Raw genomic sequence first — 23486 nt, forward strand, 5'->3', positions numbered from 1 at the left:
CCTCTGTTCTCGTGCGACCTCACCATCGTCACTCCGCCGGGTCAGACGGGGAAACTCGGGACAGGGTTGCACAACGCCCCGTGCCCGGTCCGCGATGGACCGGGCACGGGGCGTGACGCGGGTGAGCGGGGCTCACCCCCGCTCACCTGCGCGTTCGGCCGGACTCAGCCGAACAGGTCGTACTGCTTGTAAGTCGTCCCGAGTGAGACCCTTGTGGCAAAGATCGCAGTGGTGGCCTTTCCGGTGCCCTTGTACAGGTACAGGGTGCCCGCCGGGGTACGGGCCAGCAGGTCGGCCAGACCGTCGCCGTTGACGTCTCCGACGGCGGCGATGACGTTGTACGTCGTGTTGGTCCAGGTGGCGACCTTGATACGGGCCGCGAAGGCGCTCGTGGCGGTGCCGTTGCCCTTGTAGAGGTAGACCGCGCCGTTGGCCTTGTCGCGGGCGATCAGGTCCGTCTTGCCGTCGAAGCTGAAGTCGCCGTGACCGCGCACGACGTTGTAGGCGTTCCAGCCCGTGCCGTTCTTGACGGGCGCGGCGAAGGTGCCGTTGCCCTTGCCCGGGTAGACCCAGAGCGCGCCGGCCGAGTCCACGGCGAGCAGGTCCGGAAGGTAGTCGCCCGTGACGTCGCCGGGGGCGACGATCTGGGTGCGGGTCTTCCAGTTGTCACCGATCAGCTTGGTCGCCCAGGTCCCGCTGACGGGCACCCAGTGCTTCCAGAAGACGTCGCCGTCCGAGGCGCGGCGCAGGATCAGGTCCTGGTGGCCGTCCCGGTCCAGGTCGGTCTGGACGACGAGGTTGTAGGCGCTCATGGAGCCCCAGGAGTCGCCGCCCGCCAGCGAGGTGCCCTTGGAGTACAGGTCGCGCGCGACCTTGGTGGACGCGTTGCGCACCCATACGTCGGCGAGGTGGTCGTAGTTCAGGTTGGTGTCGTCCATGCGCGGGTAGGCGCTGGCGGCGTACGTGGAGATCTTGCTGAAGACGCTGTACGCGCCGCTCTCGACGCAGTCCTTGACGCCCCAGGAGACGACGCCCACGATGCGGTTCTCGCCGGCCGCGTTCTTGACGATCAGCGGGCCGCCGGAGTCGCCGTTGCAGGCGGTGGTGGTGCCCGTGTCGCTGCCGGTGGCGGGCGTGCCCGCGCACACCATGTGGCCCTTGAGGTAGTCGGCGCCGTAGTAGCCCGAGCAGGTGGTGTTCGACTGGATCGGCAGCTCGGCCGTCTTCAGGGTGTCGGAGATGTCCTGCGTGGCGGAGCTGGTGCGTCCCCAGCCGTACAGCGTGGCCTTGGTGCCGGTCGCGTACGAGGCGCTGTCGGTGTTCGTGGTCATCTTGATCGGCGCGGCCGTGACCGGCGTCTCCAGCGTCAGCACCGCGACGTCGTTGTCGAGCGTCGTGTCGCTGTACGACCAGTGGTTCCACTGCCGCGAGACGAACGAGACGGTGCCGCCGTGCGTGTTGCCGTCGGCGGACAGCAGTTGCGTGCTGCCCGTGATGACGAAGCCGTTGGCGTACCAGTTGTAGCCCTTGATGCAGTGCGCGGCGGTGAGGATCTTCGTCGGCGAGATCACGGAGCCACCGCAGAAGAAGCCGATGTCGTCGCTGGTGGTGTCGGTGCCCCGGTCGTCGGAGTACCAGAGCTGGGCCATCCAGGGCGCGGTGGCGATCGTCGTCGTGGTGCCGCCGATGATCTTCGGATTGATCTTGCTCGGGCTTGCGCTCGCGCTCAGGGACTCCTTGGCGCTCGACCCGGGTGTCTCGTCACCGGTGACGGCGAGAGCGGCCCGCTCCTTGAGCTCCTCGGCCGACATCGTCCGTGCGGGCGCCCGCGTCGGCGGCGCCTCGGCGGCCTCGGCCGAGGACAGGAACAGCGCTCCGGCGACCGCGGCGGCCAGACCGGCCGCGGCGACGGGCAGCGCGATCCGTATCCGGCGTCTGTGACGACCGCCCCCTGACGTGGCTGTACCCACTCAAGTCCCCCCTCGGGATCAGTGATTGCGACGCAGTTCGAATCTGAGAATTGCGTGAAGGGCGCGATCGTATCCCGCGGGTACGACACGACCGAGGGCCACCCCCCGTGCGGGGAGTGGCCCTCGGTCGATATCCGGCGAAGCCGGGCGGGTCGTCAGTCGTTGTTGCCCGTCGACGGCGTCGTCTTCTGGATCTGCATCAGGAACTCGCCGTTCGACTTCGTCTGCTTCATCTTGTCGAGGAGCAGCTCGATCGCCTGCTGCTGGTCGAGCGCGTGCAGCACCCGGCGCAGCTTCCAGGTGACGGCGAGCTCCTCGTTGCCGAGCAGGATCTCTTCCTTACGGGTACCGGACGCGTCGACGTCCACCGCCGGGAAGATGCGCTTGTCGGCGAGCTTGCGGTCGAGCTTGAGCTCCATGTTGCCGGTGCCCTTGAACTCCTCGAAGATCACCTCGTCCATGCGGGACCCGGTGTCCACCAGAGCGGTGGCGAGGATGGTCAGCGAGCCGCCGTCCTCGATGTTGCGGGCCGCACCGAAGAAGCGCTTCGGCGGGTACAGGGCGGTCGAGTCGACACCACCGGACAGGATGCGGCCGGAGGCCGGGGCGGCGAGGTTGTACGCACGGCCCAGACGCGTGATCGAGTCGAGCAGCACGACGACGTCGTGGCCCAGCTCCACCAGACGCTTGGCGCGCTCGATGGCGAGCTCGGCGACCGTGGTGTGGTCCTCGGCCGGGCGGTCGAAGGTCGAGGAGATGACCTCGCCCTTGACCGACCGCTGCATGTCGGTGACCTCTTCCGGACGCTCGTCCACCAGGACGACCATCAGGTGGCACTCGGGGTTGTTGTGCGTGATCGCGTTGGCGATCGCCTGCATGATCATGGTCTTGCCGGTCTTCGGCGGGGCCACGATCAGACCGCGCTGGCCCTTACCGATCGGCGACACGAGGTCGATGATGCGGGTGGTGAGCACGCCCGGGTCCGTCTCCAGGCGGAGGCGGTCCTGCGGGTAGAGCGGGGTGAGCTTGTTGAACTCCGGCCGCCCGCGCCCGGAGTCGGGCGCCATGCCGTTGGTGGAGTCCAGGCGGACGAGCGCGTTGAACTTCTCGCGCCGCTCGCCGTCCTTGGGCTGACGGACCGCGCCGGTGACGTGGTCGCCCTTGCGCAGGCCGTTCTTGCGGACCTGGGCGAGCGAGACGTACACGTCGTTGGGGCCCGGCAGGTAACCCGACGTCCGGATGAAGGCGTAGTTGTCGAGGATGTCCAGGATGCCCGCGACGGGGATCAGGACGTCGTCGTCGGCGACCTGCGGCTCGGCGGCGCCGATCTCGTCACGCCCGCGACGGCCGCGGCGGTCGCGGTAACGGCCGCGCCGGCCACGCCGTCCGTCGCCGAACTCGTCGTCGTCCTGGGGGCCGTTGTCGCGCTGCTGGCGGTCCTGACGGCCGCCGCCCTGCTGCTGACCCTGCTGCTGGCCGCCGCCGCGCTGCTGCTGGCCGCCACCCTGCTGGTCGTCGCCCTTGCGACGGTCACCGCGGTCACCGCGGTCGCCACGCTCACCGCGGTCGCGGTCGCGGCCACGCTCACGGCGGTCACGGCGGCGGCCCTCGCCACCGTCGACGTCACCCTTGGCGTCGCCCTGCGACTGCGCCTGGGTCTCGGCCTGCGCCGGGGCGGCCGTCTCGGTCCGCGTGGCGGCCTTCGCCTCGGCGACGACCGTCTCCGGGCTGCCCGCGTCGGCGGTGGCACGGCGGCGACGGCGCTCGGTGGGCGCGTCGTTGCTGGCCGGCTGGCCGGGGATCTCGATCTGCTGCTGGGCCACGGCCTTCTCGGCGGGGGCCTCGGCCTTGGCGGTGTCCGCCTTCTTCTCGGCGGGCTCGTCGCCGGTGCGCGCCTTGGAGGTGGCGCGGCGCTTGGGCTTGGTCTCTACGGCGTCCCCGGCGGGGGCTGCCGTGGCCTTGGGAGCGGCTGCTCCGCCGCCCGCCTGCGCCTCCTTGATGACCTCGATCAGCTGGCTCTTGCGCATACGCGCCGTGCCCCTGATACCGAGGCCGGATGCGACCTGCTGAAGCTCGGCCAGCACCATGCCCTCGAGGCCGGTACCGCGGCGCCGCCGGGAGCCGGCACCGGTGGCAGGCGCGGAGGCGTCCGTGGCGGGCGCGGCAGCGGTCTCCTCGACACGTGCGCCCATCAGATCGGTGGTGTCGCTCACGAAGGGTCCTTCCCTGGAGCGGACGTCGGCCTGTCTGGCTCGGCGACCGGTTGTGCTGTCCGACTTCGGTCCTTGCTGTGGCGAAGCCGGGGCGGTGGTCCGCCAAAGCGGCGGAAGAGAATTTGCTGGTGATGGCGCTACCGCGACGAGCCATGACACTCAGTGTCACGCGGCGTGGTCGCACCGATTCCGGAGCGTGCCCTGTGGACCACTCAGCGTCGCTGTACTGCGTACTGCCCAGGTACGACGTACGGAACGCAGTGCGGCTTGGGGAGCTCCCGGAAGAATGTCTGTCCCGAAGGGGGACACGAAGCACCTCGCCATGGTGGGGTCGGGTGCAGACTTGAGATTAACACTACCGGATCCAACAAACATTCCCCCTCTCGAAATCCGGCAACCGTGCGCCTAAATGTCGCCGGAGTGGCTTTCACCAGCGGGCGCTAGCGGCAGGACACACGCGCCCTTCAGGTCCAGGGCCAGGCGGTTCGCGGCCCAGTCCGTGCCGGCCGAGGCCTCGATCTTGTCCGCGGTACCCGCGTCGGCCAGCGCCATCACGGTGGGTCCGGCGCCGGAGATGACGGCGGGAATCCCGTCCGCGCGCAGTCGTTCCACCAGTGCCGCGCTCTCGGGCATGGCCGGTGCGCGGTACTCCTGGTGCAGACGGTCCTCGGTGGCGGGCAGCAGCAGTTCGGGGCGCCGGGTGAGTGCCTCGACGAGCAGTGCGGCCCGGCCGGCGTTGGCGGCGGCGTCGACGTGCGGGACGGAGCGCGGGAGCAGACCGCGCGCGGTCTCGGTGAGGACCGGCTTCCCGGGCACGAAAACCACCGGAACGATGGAATCGGCGGGCTCCGTCCGGATCGCCCGCGCGGCGCCGGACTCCATCCAGGACAGGGTGAACCCGCCCAGCAGACAGGCCGCGACGTTGTCCGGGTGGCCCTCGATCTCGGTCGCGAGCTCGAGCAGGGCGGCGTCGTCGAGCTTGTTCTCGCCGCCTATGGTCACCGCGCGCGCGGCGACGATCCCGGCGCAGATCGCGGCGGAGGAGGAGCCGAGACCCCTGCCGTGCGGGATGCGGTTGGCGCAGACGATCTCCAAGCCGCGCGGCTGCCCGCCCAGGACGTCGAAGGCGGTGCGCAGGGAGCGGACCAGGAGGTGCTTCTCGTCGCGCGGCAGCGTCGCGCTGCCCTCACCCGCGATGTCGATGTGCAGCCCGGAGTCGGCCACCCGGACGACGACGTCGTCGTAGAGCCCCAGCGCGAGGCCGAAGGCGTCGAAGCCCGGGCCGAGGTTGGCGCTGGTGGCGGGAACGCGCACCCGGACGGGGGCGGCGCGGAAGGCGGGACCGGCCATCTCGCGATGACTCTCCTTGAGCTGCGGGACTGTCGAATGACATTCGATATGTACGGGAGACGTGTACGGGGCACCCTGGAGTTCCCTGAGTCCCCGGAGTCCGCGAAGACGACGCGGCGGACGACACGGCGACAACGCGGCGCTGCGGCATATGCGGCGGGCGGATTCAGTACAGCCTATCGAAGGAAGGTTCTGTGGCGACATAGGGCGCACAGGCGGCGCACGATGCGTGTCGCAAGCCCCTTGTGCACCCCTGCGCGGGAAAGCCCCCTGCGCGTCGTCCGCGAGTGACTCGCGGACGACGCGCGGGTGGCGTGCGGGCCGCTTACGCGAGTCCGAGGCGCTCGGCCGCCGTCGCCGCGTCGACCGGGACGGTGACGGGCTGCGGGGCGCCGGCGACGGCCCAGTCGGGGTCCTTCAGGCCGTTGCCGGTGACGGTGCAGACGATCTTCTGCCCCGGGTCGACCTTGCCCTGCTCGGCGGCCTTCAGCAGACCGGCCACGGACGCGGCCGACGCGGGCTCCACGAAGACACCCTCCTGCGCGGCCAACAGCCGGTAGGCGCGCAGGATCTCACGGTCCGTCACCTCGTCGATGAAGCCGCCGGACTCCTCCTGCGCGGCCAGCGCGAACTTCCAGGAGGCGGGGTTGCCGATGCGGATCGCGGTGGCGATGGTCGACGGGTCCTTGACGACCTCGCCGCGCACGATCGGGGCGCTGCCCGACGCCTGGAAGCCCCACATACGGGGGGTCCGCAGGGCGATCTTGTCCGCGGCGTACTCCTGGTACCCCTTCCAGTACGCGGTGATGTTGCCCGCGTTGCCGACCGGCAGGACGTGGATGTCGGGGGCGTCGCCGAGCATGTCGACGATCTCGAACGCGGCCGTCTTCTGGCCCTCGATACGCACCGGGTTCACCGAATTGACCAGCGCCACGGGGTAGTTGTCGCTCAGCGCACGGGCGAGCGTCAGGCAGTCGTCGAAGTTGCCGTCGACCTGGAGGATCTTCGCCCCGTGCACGAGGGCCTGGCCCATCTTGCCGATCGCGATCTTGCCCTGCGGGACGAGGACGGCACACACCATCCCGGCCCGCACCGCGTAGGCGGCGGCGGACGCGGAGGTGTTGCCCGTGGAGGCGCAGATGACGGCCTGCGCACCCTCCTCCTTGGCCCGCGTGATGGCCATGGTCATGCCGCGGTCCTTGAAGGACCCGGTGGGGTTGGCGCCCTCCACCTTGAGGTGGACCTCGCAGCCCGTGCGCTCGGAGAGCACCTGCGCGGGCACGAGGGGCGTGCCGCCCTCACGGAGCGTCACGACGGGCGTGCTGTCGGAAACCGGCAGCCGGTCCCGGTACTCCTCGATGATTCCGCGCCACTGGTGGGTCATTGCTGGTTACTCTCCTTCAACCCGCATGATGCTGGCGACACCCCGCACGGTGTCGAGCTTGCGCAGCGCCTCGACGGTCCCGGAGAGGGAGGCGTCGGACGCGCGGTGGGTGACGACGACGAGAGAGGCCTCGCCGTCGCTGTCCTGTCGCCCTTGCTGGCGCACCGTATCGATGGACACGCCGTGCTCGGCGAACACGGTCGCCACCTGGGCGAGAACACCCGGTTTGTCGGCGACGTCCAGGCTGATGTGGTAGCGCGTGACGACGTCGCCCATCGGCGACACCGGCAGGGCGGCATACGCCGACTCGCCGGGCCCCGTTGCCCCGCTGAGCCGGTTGCGGCAGACGGCGACGAGGTCGCCGAGCACGGCGGAGGCGGTGGGAGCACCGCCGGCGCCGGGACCGTAGAACATGAGCTGCCCGGCCGCGTCCGACTCCACGAACACGGCGTTGTAGGCGCCGCGCACGGAGGCCAGCGGGTGGCTCAGCGGAATCATCGCGGGATGCACGCGCGCGGTGACCGACCCGCCGTCCGCGGCCCGCTCACAGATGGCGAGCAGCTTGATGGTGCAGCCCATCTCCCTGGCCGAGGCGAAGTCGGCCGCGGTCACCTCGGTCATGCCCTCGCGGTAGACGTCGTCGAGACGCACGCGCGTGTGGAAGGCGATCCCGGCGAGGATGGCCGCCTTGGCGGCGGCGTCGAACGCCTCGACGTCGGCCGTGGGGTCGGCCTCGGCGTAGCCCAGGGCGGTGGCCTCGTCGAGGGCCTCCTGGTAGCCGGCGCCGGTGGAGTCCATCTTGTCGAGGATGAAGTTCGTGGTGCCGTTGACGATCCCGAGCACCCGGTTGACCTTGTCCCCGGCGAGGGACTCGCGCAGCGGCCGGATCAGCGGGATGGCACCGGCGACGGAGGCCTCGTAGTAGAGGTCCTCGCCGTGCTCCTCGGCGGCTGCGTGCAGCGCGGCGCCGTCCTGGGCGAGCAGGGCCTTGTTCGCGGAGACGACGGAGGCGCCGTACTCGAAGGCGGTGGTGATGAGCGTACGAGCGGGCTCGATGCCCCCGATGACCTCGACGACGACGTCGATGTCCCCGCGCTTGACGAGGGCGGTGGCGTCGGTGGTGACGAGGGCGGGGTCGATGCCGTCACGGACGCGCGAAGGCCGCCGGACCGCCACACCGGCGAGTTCCACGGGGGCCCCGATCCGCGCGGCGAGGTCGTCGGCGTGCGTCGTCATGATGCGCGCCACCTCTGAGCCGACCACTCCACAGCCCAGCAGCGCCACCTTCAGCGGACGCGTACGCATCATCCGACCTCGTTTCCTCATACCGTCTACGGTTGTTTCCGGTTGCCCCAGTCTCACTCACCGGACCGGAGTTTCTATCCCTGGTCCGGATCGTGAGACATCTATTTCATTTTCACCGGGGTGACAGACAGGAGATCTTCCGCCTTTCTTTCTCCCGCCTTTTCTCCCGCTCAGCCCACGTCGAGCCGCAGCAGATCCTCCTCGGTCTCCCGCCGCACGATGACCCGCGACTCGCCCTCGCGCACGGCCACCACCGGCGGGCGCAGCACATGGTTGTAGTTGCTGGCCATGGACCGGCAGTACGCACCCGTGGCGGGTACGGCGATCAGGTCACCCGGTGCCAGGTCGGACGGCAGGAACGCGTCCTTCACGACGATGTCGCCGCTCTCGCAGTGCTTGCCGACGACCCGCGCGAGCATCGGCGCGGCGTCCGAGGTCCGGGAGACCAGCGCCACGCTGTACTCCGCGTCGTACAGCGCGGTACGGATGTTGTCCGACATGCCGCCGTCGACGGAGACGTACGTACGCAGCCCGTCGAGGGGCTTGATGGTGCCGACCTCGTAGAGGGTGAAGGCGGTCGGCCCGACGATGGCCCGCCCCGGCTCGACGGAGATCCGCGGGGTGCGCAGCCGCGCCCCCTCGCACTCACGCGTGACGATCTCGGTGAGCGCCTTGGCGATCTCGTGCGGCTCACGGGGATCGTCGTCACTGGTGTACGCGATCCCGAGGCCGCCGCCGAGGTCGATCTCGGGCAGCTCGACGCCGTGCTCGTCACGGATGTCCTTGAGCAGCCCGACGACCCGGTGGGCGGCGACCTCGAAGCCGGACATGTCGAAGATCTGCGAGCCGATGTGGGAGTGCAGCCCGATGAGTTCCAGCCCGTCGAGCTGGAGCGCCCGCCGGACGGCTTCCGCCGCCTGTCCGCCCGCGAGCGGAATCCCGAACTTCTGGTCCTCGTGCGCGGTCGCGATGAACTCGTGCGTATGGGCCTCGACGCCGACGGTGATACGGATCTGCACCCGCTGCCGCTTGCCGAGGGACTGCGCGACATGGGCGACGCGCACGATCTCCTGGAAGGAGTCGAGAACGATACGTCCGACACCGGCTTCGATGGCGCGGTGGATCTCGTCGACGGACTTGTTGTTGCCGTGGAAGGCGATGCGGTCGGCGGGCATGCCGGCGGAGAGGGCGGTGGCCAGCTCACCGCCCGAGCAGACGTCGAGGTTCAGCCCCTCCTCGTGCAGCCACCGCACGACGGCCCGGGACAGGAACGCCTTGCCGGCGTAGAAGACGTCGGCGTCGTTGCCGAAGGCGGTGCGCCAGGCGCGCGCCCGCTCCCGGAAGTCGGCCTCGTCGAGGATGTAGGCGGGCGTGCCGTGCTGCTCGGCGAGGGTGCCGACATCGACGCCGCCCACGGTCAGCGCGCCGTCGGCATTGCGGCTGACGGTGTGCGCCCAGACCTTCGGGTCGAGGGCGTTGAGGTCGGCGGGCGGGGCGGAGTAGTGGCCCTCCGGAAGGACGTCGGCGTGGCGGGGCCCGGCGGGGTGGGCGGAACGGCTCATCTTGGGCGTGCTCTTTCAGAGATGGTCGGGTGCGTCGATGCCGAGCAGGGTCAGGCCGCCGGCCAGCACTGTCCCGGCGGCTTCGGCGAGCGCGAGCCGGGCACGATGGGCGGCCGAGGGTTTCTCCTCACCCCGGGGCAGGACGGTGGCGAGCAGAGGGCTGACGGCGTCGGCGACGGCGAGGAGCTGCCGCGCCAGCCGGTCGGGAGCGCGCCGGGTCGCGGCCGCGGCCAGGATGCGGGGATGGTCGGCGAGGACGATCTCGAGTTCGCGTACGTCCTGGACGTCGCCGGGATGGGCGTCGAAACCCAGGTCGGCGGCGTTACGGCTGAGCGCCCGGGTGCGGGCGTGCGCGTAACGGACCCGGAAGAGCGGGTTGCTCTCCCGCTGGGCCAGAAGATCGGCGGCGGCGCGGGGCCGGTCATGGGCGGCGGCGTGGAGCAGCGCCCAGCGCCCGGCGTCGCGGCCGAGCGACACGGGGTCGACCGGGGCGGCGGGGACGGGACGCACGTTGACGTCGAGCGGAGCCGGCGCGTCGGGCGTGCCGTACGCGTCGACCCCGGCGCCCAGCACCTCGGCCCACGCCCGCTCGGGACGCGCCGCACAGCTGGTACGGACGAGCGCGCCCTGCGAACGCAGCAGACGGGCGACGACGTCCATGACCACGACGGCCCGGACCTCGTGAGGAGCGTGCAGCTGCACGACCTGCCCGGTGGGGCCGTCGGCGTACCCGTACCTCACCCCGCTCCCGAGGATCTCCCGCACGAGCGAGGCCGAGCCGTGGGCGTGCGCCCGCTCCTGCGCTTGTGCTTGCGCTCCGTGCAGGCTGATGTTGAGGAACCCGGGCCCGCTGACGACGACGTCACCGATGCCGTCCGCGCCGAGGAGATACGGCCGAAGGACCTCGGCGACCCGCCGCGACGGCTGCCCGGCCGGCCGCGCCAGCTGAAGCGCGATGTTCGTCGCGTAGTCCCCACAGCCACCGGCCCCCGGCACGGTGACGACGGCCCGCCCCGGCACGACCACCCGCAGCTCCCCGTCGTCGACAGCACGACGCACCGCGCACAGCACGACACGAGAAAGCTCGACGGGGTTCACGGCACAAGCGTAGGGGAGGAAGGGGCCAGGCAGGCGAGCCGGTTTCCGAATGGTCCGGGATGTGGACGGGGCGGGGGTGGCCGCGGCGGTGGGAAGGTCAGGGACGGGGTGACGGCCGTGGGGGGTGCGGGGCGCTCCGGGGGGTGCGGGGAGCCCCGGGGGGTGCGGGGAGCCCCGGGGGGTGCGGGGAGCCTCGGGGGGTGCGGGGAGCCTCGGGGGGGTGCGAGGGGGCTGGGCCGGGGCGCTGGCTTTAGGGGGGCGGGACGACGGGCCGTGGGGGCTGGTTGAGGAGGAGGGCGGGGCGCTGGCCTCGGGGCGGGGCGTGGACGCCCTCGGGGGGGGCTGGCTGAGAAGGACGGGGTGGGGGGCGAAGCGCCGGATGAGAAGAGGGGCAGGGCGACAGCCGTGGGGGCGGGGCGCTGGTGGTGGGGTTGTGTTGTCGGCTCCGGAGAGGCGCCGGGCGACGAGGGGTCCCGGGGAGCGGAACCACGGAGACCGCGGCGACGACCAGCCCCCGGACTGATCTGGAGACGTGATGGCGGACTGGACGTACCGGGTGGGTCGGGTCCAGTGAGGCACAGGGTGTCCTGGGTGCGACCGGATGTCGTGGCTGCGCGTTGGGTGTCGTTGGTGCGGTCGGGGTGTCCTGGGTGGACTGAGGCACGGGATGCGGTCAGGTCTCAGAAGTGGTGCTGGCAGCGGTGCTAGTCGCCCGTCCCTGGGCCGGCGCCGCCCGGCCCGAGACCCTTCCCCACACCCACACCTTCCCCTGCCCCTGCCCCTGCCCCGAAGACGGTCCCGATCCCGAGCCCCGACTCCCGCCCCGGAATCGCTCCACGCTCCATCAATTCCCCGACGACGGAGACAAGTTCGGCAGGATCGAAGGGCTTGGCGAGGAACGCGTCGACGCCGACCTCGAGACCGGCCTCGACCTCGTACTGCGTACAGGCGCTGATGACGACAAGCGGAAGATCACGCGTCCGCGGATCAGCACGCAGCCGGGCGGCGGTACGCAACCCGTCCAACCGGGGCATGACGACATCGAGCGTCACAAGATCGGGCTGCACCTGATGAACGACATCCAGACACTCGACACCATCGCCCGCGGTCACGACCTCGATGCCCTCCAGCTCGAGATTGACCCTGATCAGCTGCCGGATGACCTTGTTGTCGTCCACAACAAGCACCCGGCCCGACGCGCCTGGCACAACTCGAGAGTAGGTCCGGACCGGCCACCGCGTCCGGGTTTTCCCCACTTCCACCCCGTGCGGGCGACCCACACCCCTCCCCGGACCCGCAGAAACCCGTTCATGAACACCCCGAGCGAGCTGGTAGTGTTCTACCCGTCGCCGCGAGCAACACCTCACGACCGACACGCCCCCGTAGCTCAGGGGATAGAGCAACGGCCTCCGGAGCCGTGTGCGCAGGTTCGAATCCTGCCGGGGGCACCTTGATTTAGGTGCCCAAAGACCCCGTCACCAGCGGAAACGCTGAGGCCGGGGTCTTCGCGTATGTGCAGGCGTATGCAGCTCACAGCGACCCTATGACGCGGTCTGTGGACTATGCGTGGACAAGATCTTGGGCTATCTGCCCTGGTCAGCCCCAGGATTCTCAGCCGCGTTAGTCAGCCGGCGTCCGGCCACTCCTCGGGAGGCAGCGGCGGCTCTGGGTCGGTTCGCCGTTCCACCTGTCGCGCGTTCTCCCCTCGCAGGCTGGTCAACCACGGCCATAGATCCGGCAGAGCCTGCTGCGGACAGGCGAGGCGGTGTTCGACGCGGCACCGCTGGAACTGGTCCGGCGGACACACTCCGTAGACCGTGACCCGCCCATCAGACAACTCGATCCAGCGGTGCTCCGCCGGCACCGTGTGGGCCAGCGGACGCATGTCCGGCTCCAACAGCACCCAGTCCTGCTCAAGCGTCGCTACTCGATCCTGCATCAGCCCGCAGTAAGGGCACTGGCTCTGCCCACTGCCTAATCGGCGCGGTTTCTCACTTAAAGCCCCCATAACGTGAGGGTCGCCAGGCTGTCGGCCAAGGCGTAGAGCACGAACCAGACGGAACACCTGGGGTGGCAGTGCGCCGATGAGAAGAGACACGACGCGGCAGGTGCAACCAGCACCTACCGGCCGACGAAACGCGGCCGAGACATGGCGAAGCCCCCGGCCCAAGCGGGCTGGGGGCTGACGCCTTCGGTGTGCGATCACTCGTACTCGCGCAACAGCTCCTCGATCTTTCGGTTGGCCACCTCCTGCCGACCATCGATGCATTTGGCATAGCGAGACAGCAGGACTTCCACACTGTTGCCCGCCCGTTCGGCAACCTCGGTCGCATCCACTCCGGAGTTGAGCCAGGTGGACAGCGCCGAGTGCCGCAAGTCATACGGCCGCGCAGCGAGCGGCGAGGCGACGGCGGCCGGCGGAAGCGCCAGAAGTCGGGCTTCCTGCCAGACGCGGTAATAGGTCGACGAGCCGACCACTCCCCCACGCTCGTTGGTGAACATCCGCCCGTCCTCGGCGGTCCCGAAGACATCGAGGTGCTGTCGCAGAATGGCAACAAGCTGAGGCGGGATCGGCACAGGCCGGACTTCTTCAGCGGGCCGGTTCTTCAAGCCACGGTCGTCATGCGTCTCCCCGGAGTCCGTCCACTGCTTGCCGGCAGTGGGCCGGGTCCGGTGAAGAAGCGCCGTACCCCAGCCCGCTTCAGGCAGCTTCAGATCCGCTTCCGTGAGTCCCACAACCTCGGCGGGTCGGAAGGCGCCGTAGTACATGCAGGCGAACAAGCCGACCAGTCGGCGGCCGCGGGCCCTGCCATATCCGCCGACGTACGAGACAGCGGTCAGCAGGGAACGCGCCTGCTCAGGATTGGCGACCACGCGCGGATCGACTTCCCCCGCGACCTTCGGCTTCTTCCACCGAATTCCAGTGATCGGATTCTCTTTGAACTCTCCGAGGTCCACTGCATAGTGCAGGGCGTTGACGAGCGTGCGTCGCTTTCGGCGTACGGTCTCCGCAGCAGCCGCGGTTCCGTCAAGCTTCAGCTTCAGCGAGTCCAGGACAGCCCTGGCAAGGGCGGCGTCCCCAAGGTCGGCCAGGGGACGCGATGCCTTCGAGACCCAGTGCAGCACGCTCGCGACGTCGTCCGGCAAGTCGCGATCATCGGGGCCAGGCAGGACGAAGCCCCAATTGCGCAGTGTCTTCCTGATCAGCTCCTCAGGAGGCCGGCCCGGCCGGTCGTCCAGAAGCGCCATGGTCACCGCGGTCAACGACTCGTTGATCCCGCTACGCGTGTTGGGGGCCGTATGAGGCCACTTCATAGCGAGGTACTTGAGAGCGAAGGCGTACCAGCTCGTCGAGGCCGCTTTTTCGATCATCGAGTCAGGCAGACCCGTGACCGTGTCGAACTCTTCACCAGCATGGGCAGCCCGGAGGAGTTTGGAACGGTAGTGATCAGCCAACCCCTTGGTGCGGAACTGATCGGAGAACACATTCCCGGCAACAATCCACCGGACGTCATAAGACGACTTCTTCGTGTTCCTCTTGCGAACACCCCACACCTTCACATCGAGAGACTTCACGCAGCAGCCTCCAGCTGTCGCAGCCACGTAGTGAAGTCACTCCGCCAGACGCGGAGCTCCCCGTTGGGCAGCTTGAACGCGGCTGGCCCGTATCCCAGTTCCCGCCAGCGGTAGAAGGTGCGCCGGGAGACTCCGCCCAGCTCGACGAGGATCTGCGGAACGGTCATCAGTTCGTCTCGTCGGCGGTCCACGACGAGTCTCCTTCCGTGTTCGAGGTGTCGGGTCGCCGTGAGGTGGCGAACCAGGATTCAGCAGCGGTCAGGCCGGTACCGGCGAAGCGCCAGTGCGAGAGGACGAGGACGGTGTCCGGGTCCGGGAGGGGGTGGCCGGCCAGGGCTGCGCGTTCGCGTGTGAGTGCTTCGTTGTGGTCGGCGCGTTCCTGGCGGAGGGCACCGAGGGTGACGGAGTACGCGCGGGACTTGGTGGAGAAGTGGCCGCGGAAGCCGAGCATGTGAGCCCACTTACGCAGCCGGAGTTCTTCGAGTTCCGGCAGCCCGCCGAGGTGCCAGCAGGTGAGGATCATCCGGCGGGCATGGTCGGTGACGTCCGTGCCGATCAGGTCGGTGATCGGGTTGCGGATCGGGCGGTCGATGGTGCCGGTCGCGCTCTCCGCTCCCTTGGTGGCGTACTTGGCGATGTAGGCGGCGACGGCCCGGCTGGTCAAGTCGGTGGTTCCGGTGAAGTCGGCGGAGCGGATGGGGCGAATGTCGAGCTGCTTGCCGAAGCGGAAGGTGTGGGCGCGGCCGTCGAAGGTCGGGCCGGGAGTCTCGGCGAGCCGGACGGCCGAGCGGATCGCGTCGGCGAGGAGCTCTGTCGTGGCCCAGACGGGCGGAGAGTCCTCGGCACCCTCCGGGCCGTCGAGGCGGATCACGGCATGGAAGTGCACGGCTCCGCGTCGCTGGTACTCGGCGACCTTGGCGTACGAGAGCTTGAGGCAGTGGCGCAGTTCGGAGCGGGTGACGTTCGCGCGGGAGGCGATCTGTTGGCGCAGGTAGGTGGTGAAGCGGGCCCACAGGGCACCGGCGTGTGCGTTCCACAGGACGGCGTCGCGGTAGTCGTAGCGTTCCGGGTTGAGCGGGGCGCCGAGGGCGGGGTCATCGTCCGGGTGGAGGCGTCCGCAGCGGCAGCGACCGCCGCCGGGCCGGTTGTGGACGGGACCGAAGGACGGGGCGGTGAAGGTGGCGAAGACGCGGGGGTGTTGGGCGACGGCCGGGCCGATCCCTTTGCCGCCGCTCAGGCCGGCCGTGACGAGGTGGTACGTGTCCTTGCGGTAGACCTCGGCGCAGGCGGCGCAGCGGGTCGCGCGACGGTTGTTGCAGCGGATGAGGAGCTGTCCGGCCGGAAGGTCGCGGTCGAGGACTTCGCGGACGACTTCGCCGGTTGCCGCGTGGACGTCGAGGCGGGACCCCTCCATCCGTACGGGCCGTTCGCAGCCACCGAGTCGCTGAACCTGGTGTGCGTAGGCGCTGAGGTCGCCGTGCTGGGCGAGGGCTGCCAACTGGCGGATCGCTCCGGTGGGAGCCTCGGGGCGCATGTGCGGGTGCCTCCTTGGGGCGGAAGTTCAGGACGGGCACCCCGGCCTGCGTAGGGGGCTAGACAGCATGGGCAGGCCGGGGTGCTGTGCAGATGAGGTCAGCGGCGGTCGCTCTTGAGGATCGAGCGGATGACGACGGCGCAGACGGCCACGGAAGCGGCAGTGATGGCCACGGCGAGGAGCATGGAGACCAGGACCGCGCCGACGACCAGGACCAGGGCTCCCCCACCGGCGGCGAGGGTCAGCACGCTGCCCGGGGTGAGTTGGACCGCCGGTCGGGTGGCGGCGGGCGCCGCCGGAACCGGGGTCGGGGCATAGGCGGTGGGGTTGTAGACCGGCGGGGGCGTGGTGGCGGGCATCGGGGCGGTGTCCGGGCGGGGGTACTTGGGGGTGAACACGGGATGGTCCCTTCTGCGGGTCAGTCGAGGAGAGTGGCGACGGCGGGGGCGAGGACGCTGTTGGCGACGAGGTAGCCGCCGAGGAGGAGCAGAGCGACCAGCCACCACGGCGGGCGGGCGAGCTGGATGCCGAGGACGGCGACGACGAGCACGGCGAACCAGAGCGGGATGGTCATGGCAGCGGTCTCCTGTCAGGCCTTGCAGCGGTGGGTGCGGGCGGCGAGTTCGGCGGCGGCGCGGCTGTCGTACTCGGTGGAGAAGTCGCAGCGCGGGGCCGTGCAGGCCGCCAGGTGGCGGTTACGGCCGCGGGCGATGTACGAGGCGACCTGTACCGGGCCGATGCGGCGGACGTTGCGGAAGCGCGGGTTCACGGGGTTCGCCCCTTCTCAGAGGTGAGCGGCGACAGAGGCCGTCATGGACGGGGGCAGGCCGAGCCGGGCGCGGACGTCGTCGGGGTCGGCGGCGAGGCCGGTCGTGGCGCGGTGTTGCTCGGCCAGGGCTTGGGCGCGGTCGATGAGGGCGGGCGGCAAGGTGACTGCCGGGGCTGCGGGAGCCGCGACCGGCGCGGACGGTGTGGGCGACTCCGTGTCGGGGTCCGGCTCGGCGACCGGTTTTGGAAGGGCGTCACGGTCGGGGGCGTCGACCACGGCCTGAACGGGGACCGGTTCACCGTCCGTCTCGGGGATCACGGCAACCGGCAGCGACTCGACGATGCGTGGTGCATGGGCGAGGAGGGTTCCGCCGAAGAAGGCGACGGCGGGCCAGCCGGCCACCACGACGCGGAGCGACGCGGGGACGTCGTCCAGGTCAAGGAGCCCGGCAGTGGCGATGTTGGCCCCGAGGGATGCGGCCAGGGCAATCAGGAACCACAGCCGCGGTCCCCCGGCCTGCTGCCCGGCACGCTGCTGTTCCCGCATCCGACGCCAGGCCGCGACGAGCAGCAGGTCGACGGAGACGGGATAGGCCCATGCCTTCCAGCCGCCCTGTCCGGCCGCTTCGGCGAGGTCGTGAAGGTGCGAGAAGGACAAGGCACCCGCGATCACGGCCTGGACGATCACGGCGTCCACACGGGCCAACTGGGCACGCATCGGCTCGGGTTCCTTTCTGTTCGAGGCATGGGAGGGGTAGGGAGTTGGCGCGAGGCGGTCGCGCCGACCGTGGGGAAGGTGGTGCGGCTACTCGGTCACCGGGCGGGCGGTAGGCACGCCGGCCGGGGCGAACGCCTTGGAGGACTCGACGGCGACGGCGGGCCGGAAGGAGTCGAGGCGGGGCAGTTCCGGCACCAGTGCCGACGTGTCACGGCAGACGGCCGCCGCCTCGTCGAGGGACAGGTGCGGTGAGCGGGCACGGGACCAGCCGCCGGAGGAGTCGCCGACGATCGCGACGCCGGGCCGTTCGGCCGGGATGGAGGTGGCGGCGAGGGCCGCCTCTGGAGAGATGTCGGCGAGCGCCATGTTCGCCGAGGATTCGTCGTTGACGCGGTGGCAGATGCGGCCGGTGAGCTGGGCACGGAGCATGGTCGCGCCCTTGCCGAGTTCGGAGCCGAAGCGCTGCCCGCACACTTCGAGGTAGATGCCGGCCGCACGGCCGAGCTGGGCGATACGGATCAGCTTGGTGACCATGGCGTCGCGTCGCTTCTCGTCGTCGCGGCTCGCGGCGAGGAAGAGTTCCGCGACCTCGTCGACGACGACCACGACCGGCACCGGGCGCACCGCGTCCGGCAGCCCCCACACGTCCGAGGTGAGCACGGCATCCGGTCCCGCAGCGGACGACAGACCGATCAGACGGAACCGTGCCTCCATCTCTTCCAGCAGGACGTCAAGGAGTTCGTTCGCCCGGTCCGGAGTGTCGGCGAGCGCGGACAACCGGGGTGCGAACGGAGCCAGTTCCACGCCCCATTTGCAGTCGACCCCGACAAGCACGACCCGTTGCCTGGCCAGGCCGCACACAAGGTTCCGCAGGTACACGGACTTGCCGGACTGCGTCGCGCCGAGGATGAGTTCATGCGGCACGGCACGGAAGTCCCGCACGTACCACCGTCCGTCATCCCGAAGCGCCAGCGGAAGGGTGAGCGGCCCGCGCTGCTTCCACCGCCGTGCGGGCTGCACGTCGGAGAGAACGTCCCAGCCGATCAGGCGCAGTTCGAGCCAGCCCGGCTTGGTCGGACGGATGTGTACGGCGTGCGCGGCCCAGGCGTGGCGCAGCCGGTCGGCCGAAGCCATGAAGTCCTCGGGGGCCTGCCCTGTCGCCATGCGCAGCCGCATGACGAGCCCGGACCCGGTCGGCCACGGCAGCGACCGCCGAGGCGGCACGGGGGCGGCTTCCCGTCCGATCATCCGGGCCGTGGCCCGACGAACGGCCGAGGCCGGGACCGTCAGACCGCACGCGTCCATCGTGGCCCGGTAGGTGGTGAGCACGCGCAGCGCGACGAACGGGTAGCCGACCAGCCACCAGAACGCGACCGGTGCGCGGCGGCGCAGAACCAGCAGGGCGGCCAGTGCCAGCAGGCACAGCGTCAGCGTCCATACGGTGTTGGTCATGGCGTTCAGCCCTGCACCGGAGCCGGAGCGTTGACCATGACCGCGTCCGCGCGGTAGGCGATGCCGTGACGCATCCGCCCGCCGAACTCGCTCTCCCACGGCCGAGCGATCAGGCCGGGCAGGATGACCGGAGCTCCCATCACCAGGCCTTCACCGATGCCCTTCTCGGGAACGGTGACCTTGATCATGTCCGAACCGCCGGCCGCGATGAACACCAGCTCCAGCACCATGAGCCGGTCGTTGGTCACCGGGTCGACAGCGATCTCACCGGTCTGACGGTCCTTCACCTTGACCTCGGGCAGCTTGGTGACGAGGAGCGTCGCGGCCGAGACGTCTACGGGGATGACACGCATTTCGTGAACCTCACATGGTTGGCGGTGCGTTCACTCCGCACCGCTTGGGTTTGGATACCCCCCTAGACATCAGAGGGGTGACCCGCCCGAACTGTCTAGGGGGGTTGACGACCACGTTAGACCGACGGACCGTCAACTGTCTAGGGGGGTATACGAAAGAGTCAGTCTGCACCCGAATACCAAGCGTCCGGTGACGTCAGCCACGGTCAGCCAGGCCGGCCACCCTCCGAGGCCTCTAGCAACTCCAGCACGCCCCGACGTCCTGCGGGGCTACACGCTCATGCCGTAGCCCAGTTCCTCGGCTCCGATGTGCCAGAAGGAGTTCTCATCGGCCACGGCAGCGGCGTCAACCGCCCGGAACCGCTTGAGCAACCCTTCCGTGAGCGCGTCGGCGGCCCGCTCGGCCGCATCTACGATCTCGTCGTCAGAGAGATCATCGCTGACCCCCTCGTATGCATCGGCCTCGCCAGCGGCATCCTCAAACGCGCGATTGAAGGCGACGAACGCCTCAACGCTGGAGTTCACGAGGCGTGGAGCGCTGCCCTCAGGCAAGTGCCACAGTGAGCCGTCGTCCCGCCGTACGCCGAGCGCGCTCAGCCCCGGATCAACCGCCACCAGGGCGTACCGCGCACCGTCCACCGCGCGCTCCGTGAACGGAAGCTCCTGCCATTCCCCGTCGTAGGGGCAGCGAGCACACCCCACCAAGAGTGAGGCAAGTTCAGCGTCGTTCATGCCGAGAACCTAGCCCGTACCGCCGGCACCTCACCAAGCCGGTGCACCTACGACGTCACAACACCCAATGCAGCGCCGTGGCATCATCGCGCGTCTTGCCACGCGGCCAGCGCCTGCCTACGGGGTCACTGGCCTCAGCCTCGCGCACCTGGCGGACCAGTTCATCAGGTCCGGACGAGCTGAGAATGGTCAACATCCCATCCCAAGTGATCAGGTCGAACGAATCGACAAGTCGGGTCGCGCCGTCGCTGAGCAGGGTCATGGACTTCAGCGAGTCCAGCGGCGCCACCCCCGTAAGCGCATGCTCGGCCGCTTGCGGATCGGGCCCGGCAATCCAGAAGCCGCCCGGCCTGTTGCGGAGCCCCGTCAGGGCATCGCGGTACCGGGCCAGGGCGGCAGCGTGTTCGGGTGAGCCGGTGGGCAATTCGTCGACCGGGCCGCGAAGTCGTTTACCGACCTCGTCCAAGCGCTGGTCAGTGATGGCGGTCGCCTTCCCGTTCTGGTCGGCGAGAAGGAGCGTCGAGTCACCCAGTACGAGGTATTCCAGAGCTCCCGCGCCAATCCGGACGGCGACGACGGTACTGGTCGGACTGGCCCGATAGGTCAGATCGCAACTGGCCTCATGCAGGGACCGAACGACCCGGATCGAGTCGGCCAGGCAATCGGCAAGCGGCCGGGCAGGGTGTGCGGTGATGCTGCTCAGCAGCACCCCGCCCAGCGTCGAGGAGAACCAGGCGATGCCGTGCCTGCACCCGGTCTCCGCCCCAGCCACCCCGGCCCCGTCCAGGAGAACAGCAGCCCCGGCAGCCGCAGCGGCGAAGTCCTCGTTTTCCCGCCCCGGTTCAGCAGGCAGTGAGGCGAGGGCGACGTTCACGCCGTCGTCTCCTCGTCGTGCCGGTAGAGCGGGGTGAGCAGTTCGACGGACTGCGGTTCGCCGGTCTCGGGGTCGTACTCAACACCGACCAGCGTGGAGAAGTGATGCTCTCCCACCTGGCCCCAGAGCGTGCTCAAGTCGGAGGAGAGCAGCTGGACGACGCCGAGGGATCCTTCGGTGTGGATGCCGGCGAGGGCGAGCACCGAGCCGTTGCCGTCCGGGCGGGGCAGCCGACCGAGGTATCCGACGTCGTACGGGCGGTTGGAGTCGGTGTCCTGTCCAGCGCGGTACGCCGTCCCGGTACGGCGATCGACCAGTGCCCACGGTTCGCCGTCCGGGTGTTCCCAGCTGAGTACCGGGTCCTGGGCGTACAGGTCGCTCATGTCCTGGGACATTCCCGGCCCGCAGACAACGACCAGGCCGTCACGGTTGAGGTCGATCTCACCGCTGACGAGCACATTGCCGGAGCCGACGTCGAGCCCGTAAGACTTGGCCAGCTCCTCCAAGCGTTTCCCGGAGTTCACGTCAGCCATGGCCACGACCGTGCGCTTCTTCTCGTCGTCCCACCGCAGCGGAGTGACAACCGTGACGGCACCCGCACCGAGGAACGCGCCCTCAGGCGCCGGGCCGGTATGCCGGATCTGATGGATCCGCCCGCGGCTCAGGCCGGCCTTTTCGGCGATCTGCGCGTACGACAGTCCCTGCGAGTGGAGGTCCTGAACCACACGACGGCGGAGCCGGGCGAGTTCGGTCACCTCCTGCTGCGCGTCGGCCAACCGTGTCGTGACCTCACGCAGGAGCAGGTACGGATCATCGATCGCCATGATCCGCTGCAACTCGTCCGACATGACCACACCTCCTAGAAGTACCCAGGAGTCTAGGGCCCTAGACGGAATGGGCGGGAGTCGCCTTCCCGAATGAACACCGATCACATAGAACGCGGCCCGCCGCCGAGGCACCCCGCGGGGGCTCACCCTCCACTGCCTACGAGGCCACCACGGACGACCGTCGAGCAGCGGCCCATCACGTACCGTTCCGCGCCAGCTCGGCCCAGACACAGCGCGCACCCGAGGGCCGGTCCTTCACTCCCCAGTCTTTGGCGCAGGCCGCGATCATCATCAGCCCGCGGCCGTCCTCTTCTACGTGCCGGGCCACACTGCGGACCTGGGGCTCCTCGTCGCCGCCCTGGTCCACGACTTCGATGCAGATCAGGTCGTCACGGAGGTGGACGGCCACGAGGAACCATCCGCGGTACCAGCCGCTCCGTGTGTGCCGGACGGCATTGGCCGCCAGCTCCCCGACGACTAGGACGGCACTATCGACGAGGCTTGAGGGCTCATCCTCGAGCAGGGCGGCGACGAAGTGACGGGCCTGCGCCACCTGCCATGGCAGGCCGGGGAACATGCGGCACCAGCTTTGGGACATGGGAACACTCCTCCTTGTCTAGGGGGCTAGACGACACAGCAAGCAGAGTATTCCCATGCGCGACTCACGAGCCAGGCATCTTGAGGAATTATTCCTCTAACGGGTGGCGAAGTCTTCCATCTCACGGAACTCCTGCATCACCCGGAGCAGGAGCTCTCGCACCTCAGAGCCGAAGAGCGCAGCCTCTTCGAAGCGCCGGAAGGTCTCCTCGTACGCGGCAACCTCGTCGGAGTCGTCCACGATCCGCTCACCGCGGAAGGACTCGACAACAACCGCCCGCTCGTCGCACAAGGTGAACCCGTGACGAGGCAGCACCGGCACCGCCCGACGCCAGGGGATCACCCCGAGCCGCACGGTGCTGAGACTCTCGACAGCCAAGAGCCGGTCGAACTGGGCAAGCATCAGCGAGGGGTTCCCCGGCCACGTCCGCAACACGGCTTCCGTGAGCACGAACACCGATTCCCGCCCCGGCTCGTACAACAGACTCTGCCGCTCGACACGTGCCGCGACAGCCCGACCGACCGCCTCAGGCGTCGAGTTCGGCGCACTCGCGAACACGTACCGGGCGTACTCCGCACTCTGGAGCATGGCCGGCAGAACAACACACTGGAACGAGCGAACCAGCCGAGCAGACCGCACGGCTTCGTCAAGGACTGCCCCAGCGGGAACGTCCGCGTCGGACAACTCAACCGTGTCCGGCGCTGCTTCCACGGCGACCAGGAGGTCACGCACCTCACGAGAGGTCGACTCGTCCAGGTCGAGGGCGACCGACAAGCGCCCCAGGACATCGAGGCTGGGAACCATGCGCCCGTTCTCCACCTTGGACACGGTCGGCTGCCCCACACCAGCCCGCTGGGCCAGGACAGCACCCGTCAGGCCGGCCTCCGTCCGGAGCCCTCGAAGGCGTACCCCAAGGGCCTTCATCAACTCCCGCCGCTCACTCCCCATACCCAGGGTTCTACACCACAGAGCAGCAGGAGCCGGGCCCATGGACCTTGATGATCACCACCGCAGCAGAACCATGATTCAAACTTTCTCTACTGGTTCAAGGCGGCTCGCTCCGCTCCCCGCGCACGACCCGGACCCCGGCCGGGCCTGCGCTCCTGCCTTCGTCCCGCTCCAGCCCGGCCGGGGTCCGTGCCGCGCAGAGGTGGAGGAGCCGAAGATCGTGA

General features: G+C 69.5%; 23 protein-coding genes and 1 tRNA gene. 1 reads left to right on the forward strand and 23 read right to left on the reverse strand.

The genetic code is table 11. The annotated features are described in order from the left end of the window. Positions 1 to 164: 164 nt before the first annotated feature. The 8 genes from AOQ37_RS06390 to AOQ37_RS06425 all read right to left on the reverse strand — a co-directional run bounded on the left by AOQ37_RS06390 (position 165) and on the right by AOQ37_RS06425 (position 12138). Positions 165 to 1970, reverse strand: a complete 1806-nt coding sequence (locus tag AOQ37_RS06390; protein ID WP_062642063.1) for a trypsin-like serine protease — start codon at positions 1968 to 1970, stop codon at positions 165 to 167. A gap of 155 nt (positions 1971 to 2125) precedes the next feature. Next, entirely contained in the window at positions 2126 to 4183 is a 2058-nt protein-coding gene (rho, locus tag AOQ37_RS06395; RefSeq protein WP_062642065.1) for a transcription termination factor Rho, read from the reverse strand. Between the two features lie 405 nt (positions 4184 to 4588). Then, on the reverse strand, positions 4589 to 5533 hold the full coding sequence (gene thrB / locus AOQ37_RS06400) for a homoserine kinase (RefSeq protein WP_062642067.1): 945 nt from the start codon (positions 5531 to 5533) through the stop codon (positions 4589 to 4591). A gap of 325 nt (positions 5534 to 5858) precedes the next feature. After that, on the reverse strand, positions 5859 to 6917 hold the full coding sequence (gene thrC / locus AOQ37_RS39630; RefSeq protein WP_062642068.1) for a threonine synthase: 1059 nt from the start codon (positions 6915 to 6917) through the stop codon (positions 5859 to 5861). Between the two features lie 6 nt (positions 6918 to 6923). After that, positions 6924 to 8222 carry a homoserine dehydrogenase gene (locus tag AOQ37_RS39635; RefSeq protein WP_062642491.1) on the reverse strand — a complete coding sequence of 433 codons (1299 nt, stop codon included), beginning with the start codon at positions 8220 to 8222 and terminating at the stop codon, positions 6924 to 6926. Between the two features lie 170 nt (positions 8223 to 8392). Beyond that, on the reverse strand, positions 8393 to 9784 hold the full coding sequence (gene lysA, locus AOQ37_RS06415) for a diaminopimelate decarboxylase (RefSeq protein WP_062642070.1): 1392 nt from the start codon (positions 9782 to 9784) through the stop codon (positions 8393 to 8395). A gap of 15 nt (positions 9785 to 9799) precedes the next feature. Continuing rightward, entirely contained in the window at positions 9800 to 10882 is a 1083-nt protein-coding gene (gene nrtL, locus AOQ37_RS06420) for an ArgS-related anticodon-binding protein NrtL (protein ID WP_062642072.1), read from the reverse strand. Positions 10883 to 11586: 704 nt separating this feature from the next. Then, the gene (locus tag AOQ37_RS06425) at positions 11587 to 12138 is read right to left on the reverse strand and encodes a response regulator (RefSeq protein ID WP_374701481.1); all 552 of its coding nucleotides are present in this window, start codon (positions 12136 to 12138) and stop codon (positions 11587 to 11589) included. Between the two features lie 120 nt (positions 12139 to 12258). Between AOQ37_RS06425 and AOQ37_RS06430 the strand changes: the two genes are divergently transcribed. Then, positions 12259 to 12330: transfer RNA gene (locus tag AOQ37_RS06430), tRNA-Arg, on the forward strand. A gap of 176 nt (positions 12331 to 12506) precedes the next feature. On the opposite strand, the gene AOQ37_RS06435 is transcribed toward AOQ37_RS06430, so the two are convergent. The 15 genes from AOQ37_RS06435 to AOQ37_RS06500 form a co-directional block, all read right to left on the reverse strand. Beyond that, entirely contained in the window at positions 12507 to 12890 is a 384-nt protein-coding gene (locus AOQ37_RS06435; protein WP_062642076.1) for a DUF6083 domain-containing protein, read from the reverse strand. 194 nt (positions 12891 to 13084) lie between these two features. Beyond that, positions 13085 to 14458: a tyrosine-type recombinase/integrase gene (locus tag AOQ37_RS06440; RefSeq protein WP_062642078.1), complete on the reverse strand. Its 1374-nt coding sequence runs from the start codon at positions 14456 to 14458 to the stop codon at positions 13085 to 13087. Further along, positions 14455 to 14625, reverse strand: a complete 171-nt coding sequence (locus AOQ37_RS06445) for a helix-turn-helix transcriptional regulator (protein WP_062642081.1) — start codon at positions 14623 to 14625, stop codon at positions 14455 to 14457. Before AOQ37_RS06445 ends, AOQ37_RS06440 begins: the two co-directional genes overlap by 4 nt. Beyond that, positions 14625 to 15992 carry a replication initiator gene (locus AOQ37_RS06450; RefSeq protein WP_062642083.1) on the reverse strand — a complete coding sequence of 456 codons (1368 nt, stop codon included), beginning with the start codon at positions 15990 to 15992 and terminating at the stop codon, positions 14625 to 14627. Before AOQ37_RS06450 ends, AOQ37_RS06445 begins: the two co-directional genes overlap by 1 nt. 98 nt (positions 15993 to 16090) lie before the next feature. After that, the gene (locus AOQ37_RS06455; RefSeq protein WP_062642085.1) at positions 16091 to 16390 is read right to left on the reverse strand and encodes a hypothetical protein; all 300 of its coding nucleotides are present in this window, start codon (positions 16388 to 16390) and stop codon (positions 16091 to 16093) included. Positions 16391 to 16410: 20 nt separating this feature from the next. Next, on the reverse strand, positions 16411 to 16566 hold the full coding sequence (locus AOQ37_RS40785; RefSeq protein WP_199824941.1) for a hypothetical protein: 156 nt from the start codon (positions 16564 to 16566) through the stop codon (positions 16411 to 16413). Positions 16567 to 16581: 15 nt separating this feature from the next. Beyond that, complete coding sequence (locus AOQ37_RS06460) at positions 16582 to 16761, reverse strand: mobile element transfer protein (RefSeq protein ID WP_030795965.1); 180 nt, start codon at positions 16759 to 16761, stop codon at positions 16582 to 16584. Positions 16762 to 16776: 15 nt separating this feature from the next. Continuing rightward, the gene (locus tag AOQ37_RS06465; RefSeq protein WP_062642086.1) at positions 16777 to 17478 is read right to left on the reverse strand and encodes a DUF2637 domain-containing protein; all 702 of its coding nucleotides are present in this window, start codon (positions 17476 to 17478) and stop codon (positions 16777 to 16779) included. An 87-nt stretch (positions 17479 to 17565) separates the two neighbouring features. Next, entirely contained in the window at positions 17566 to 18930 is a 1365-nt protein-coding gene (locus tag AOQ37_RS06470) for an FtsK/SpoIIIE domain-containing protein (protein WP_062642088.1), read from the reverse strand. A 5-nt stretch (positions 18931 to 18935) separates the two neighbouring features. Then, positions 18936 to 19283 (reverse strand): SCO3933 family regulatory protein, encoded by a 348-nt coding sequence (locus AOQ37_RS06475; protein ID WP_054239926.1) that lies wholly within the window; start codon positions 19281 to 19283, stop codon positions 18936 to 18938. Positions 19284 to 19553: 270 nt separating this feature from the next. Continuing rightward, complete coding sequence (locus AOQ37_RS06480; RefSeq protein ID WP_062642090.1) at positions 19554 to 20015, reverse strand: SUKH-4 family immunity protein; 462 nt, start codon at positions 20013 to 20015, stop codon at positions 19554 to 19556. A gap of 55 nt (positions 20016 to 20070) precedes the next feature. Then, the gene (locus AOQ37_RS06485) at positions 20071 to 20889 is read right to left on the reverse strand and encodes a hypothetical protein (RefSeq protein WP_062642092.1); all 819 of its coding nucleotides are present in this window, start codon (positions 20887 to 20889) and stop codon (positions 20071 to 20073) included. Then, positions 20886 to 21737, reverse strand: a complete 852-nt coding sequence (locus tag AOQ37_RS06490; RefSeq protein ID WP_062642094.1) for a sigma factor-like helix-turn-helix DNA-binding protein — start codon at positions 21735 to 21737, stop codon at positions 20886 to 20888. Before AOQ37_RS06490 ends, AOQ37_RS06485 begins: the two co-directional genes overlap by 4 nt. Before the next feature lie 175 nt (positions 21738 to 21912). Continuing rightward, on the reverse strand, positions 21913 to 22314 hold the full coding sequence (locus AOQ37_RS06495) for an ATP-binding protein (RefSeq protein WP_062642096.1): 402 nt from the start codon (positions 22312 to 22314) through the stop codon (positions 21913 to 21915). A gap of 96 nt (positions 22315 to 22410) precedes the next feature. Then, positions 22411 to 23262, reverse strand: coding sequence for a helix-turn-helix domain-containing protein (locus AOQ37_RS06500; protein ID WP_078890028.1), 852 nt, complete (start codon positions 23260 to 23262; stop codon positions 22411 to 22413). Positions 23263 to 23486: the final 224 nt, after the last annotated feature.

It is taken from the genome of Streptomyces maremycinicus (assembly GCF_001184025.1).
Classification (GTDB): domain Bacteria; phylum Actinomycetota; class Actinomycetes; order Streptomycetales; family Streptomycetaceae; genus Streptomyces; species Streptomyces maremycinicus.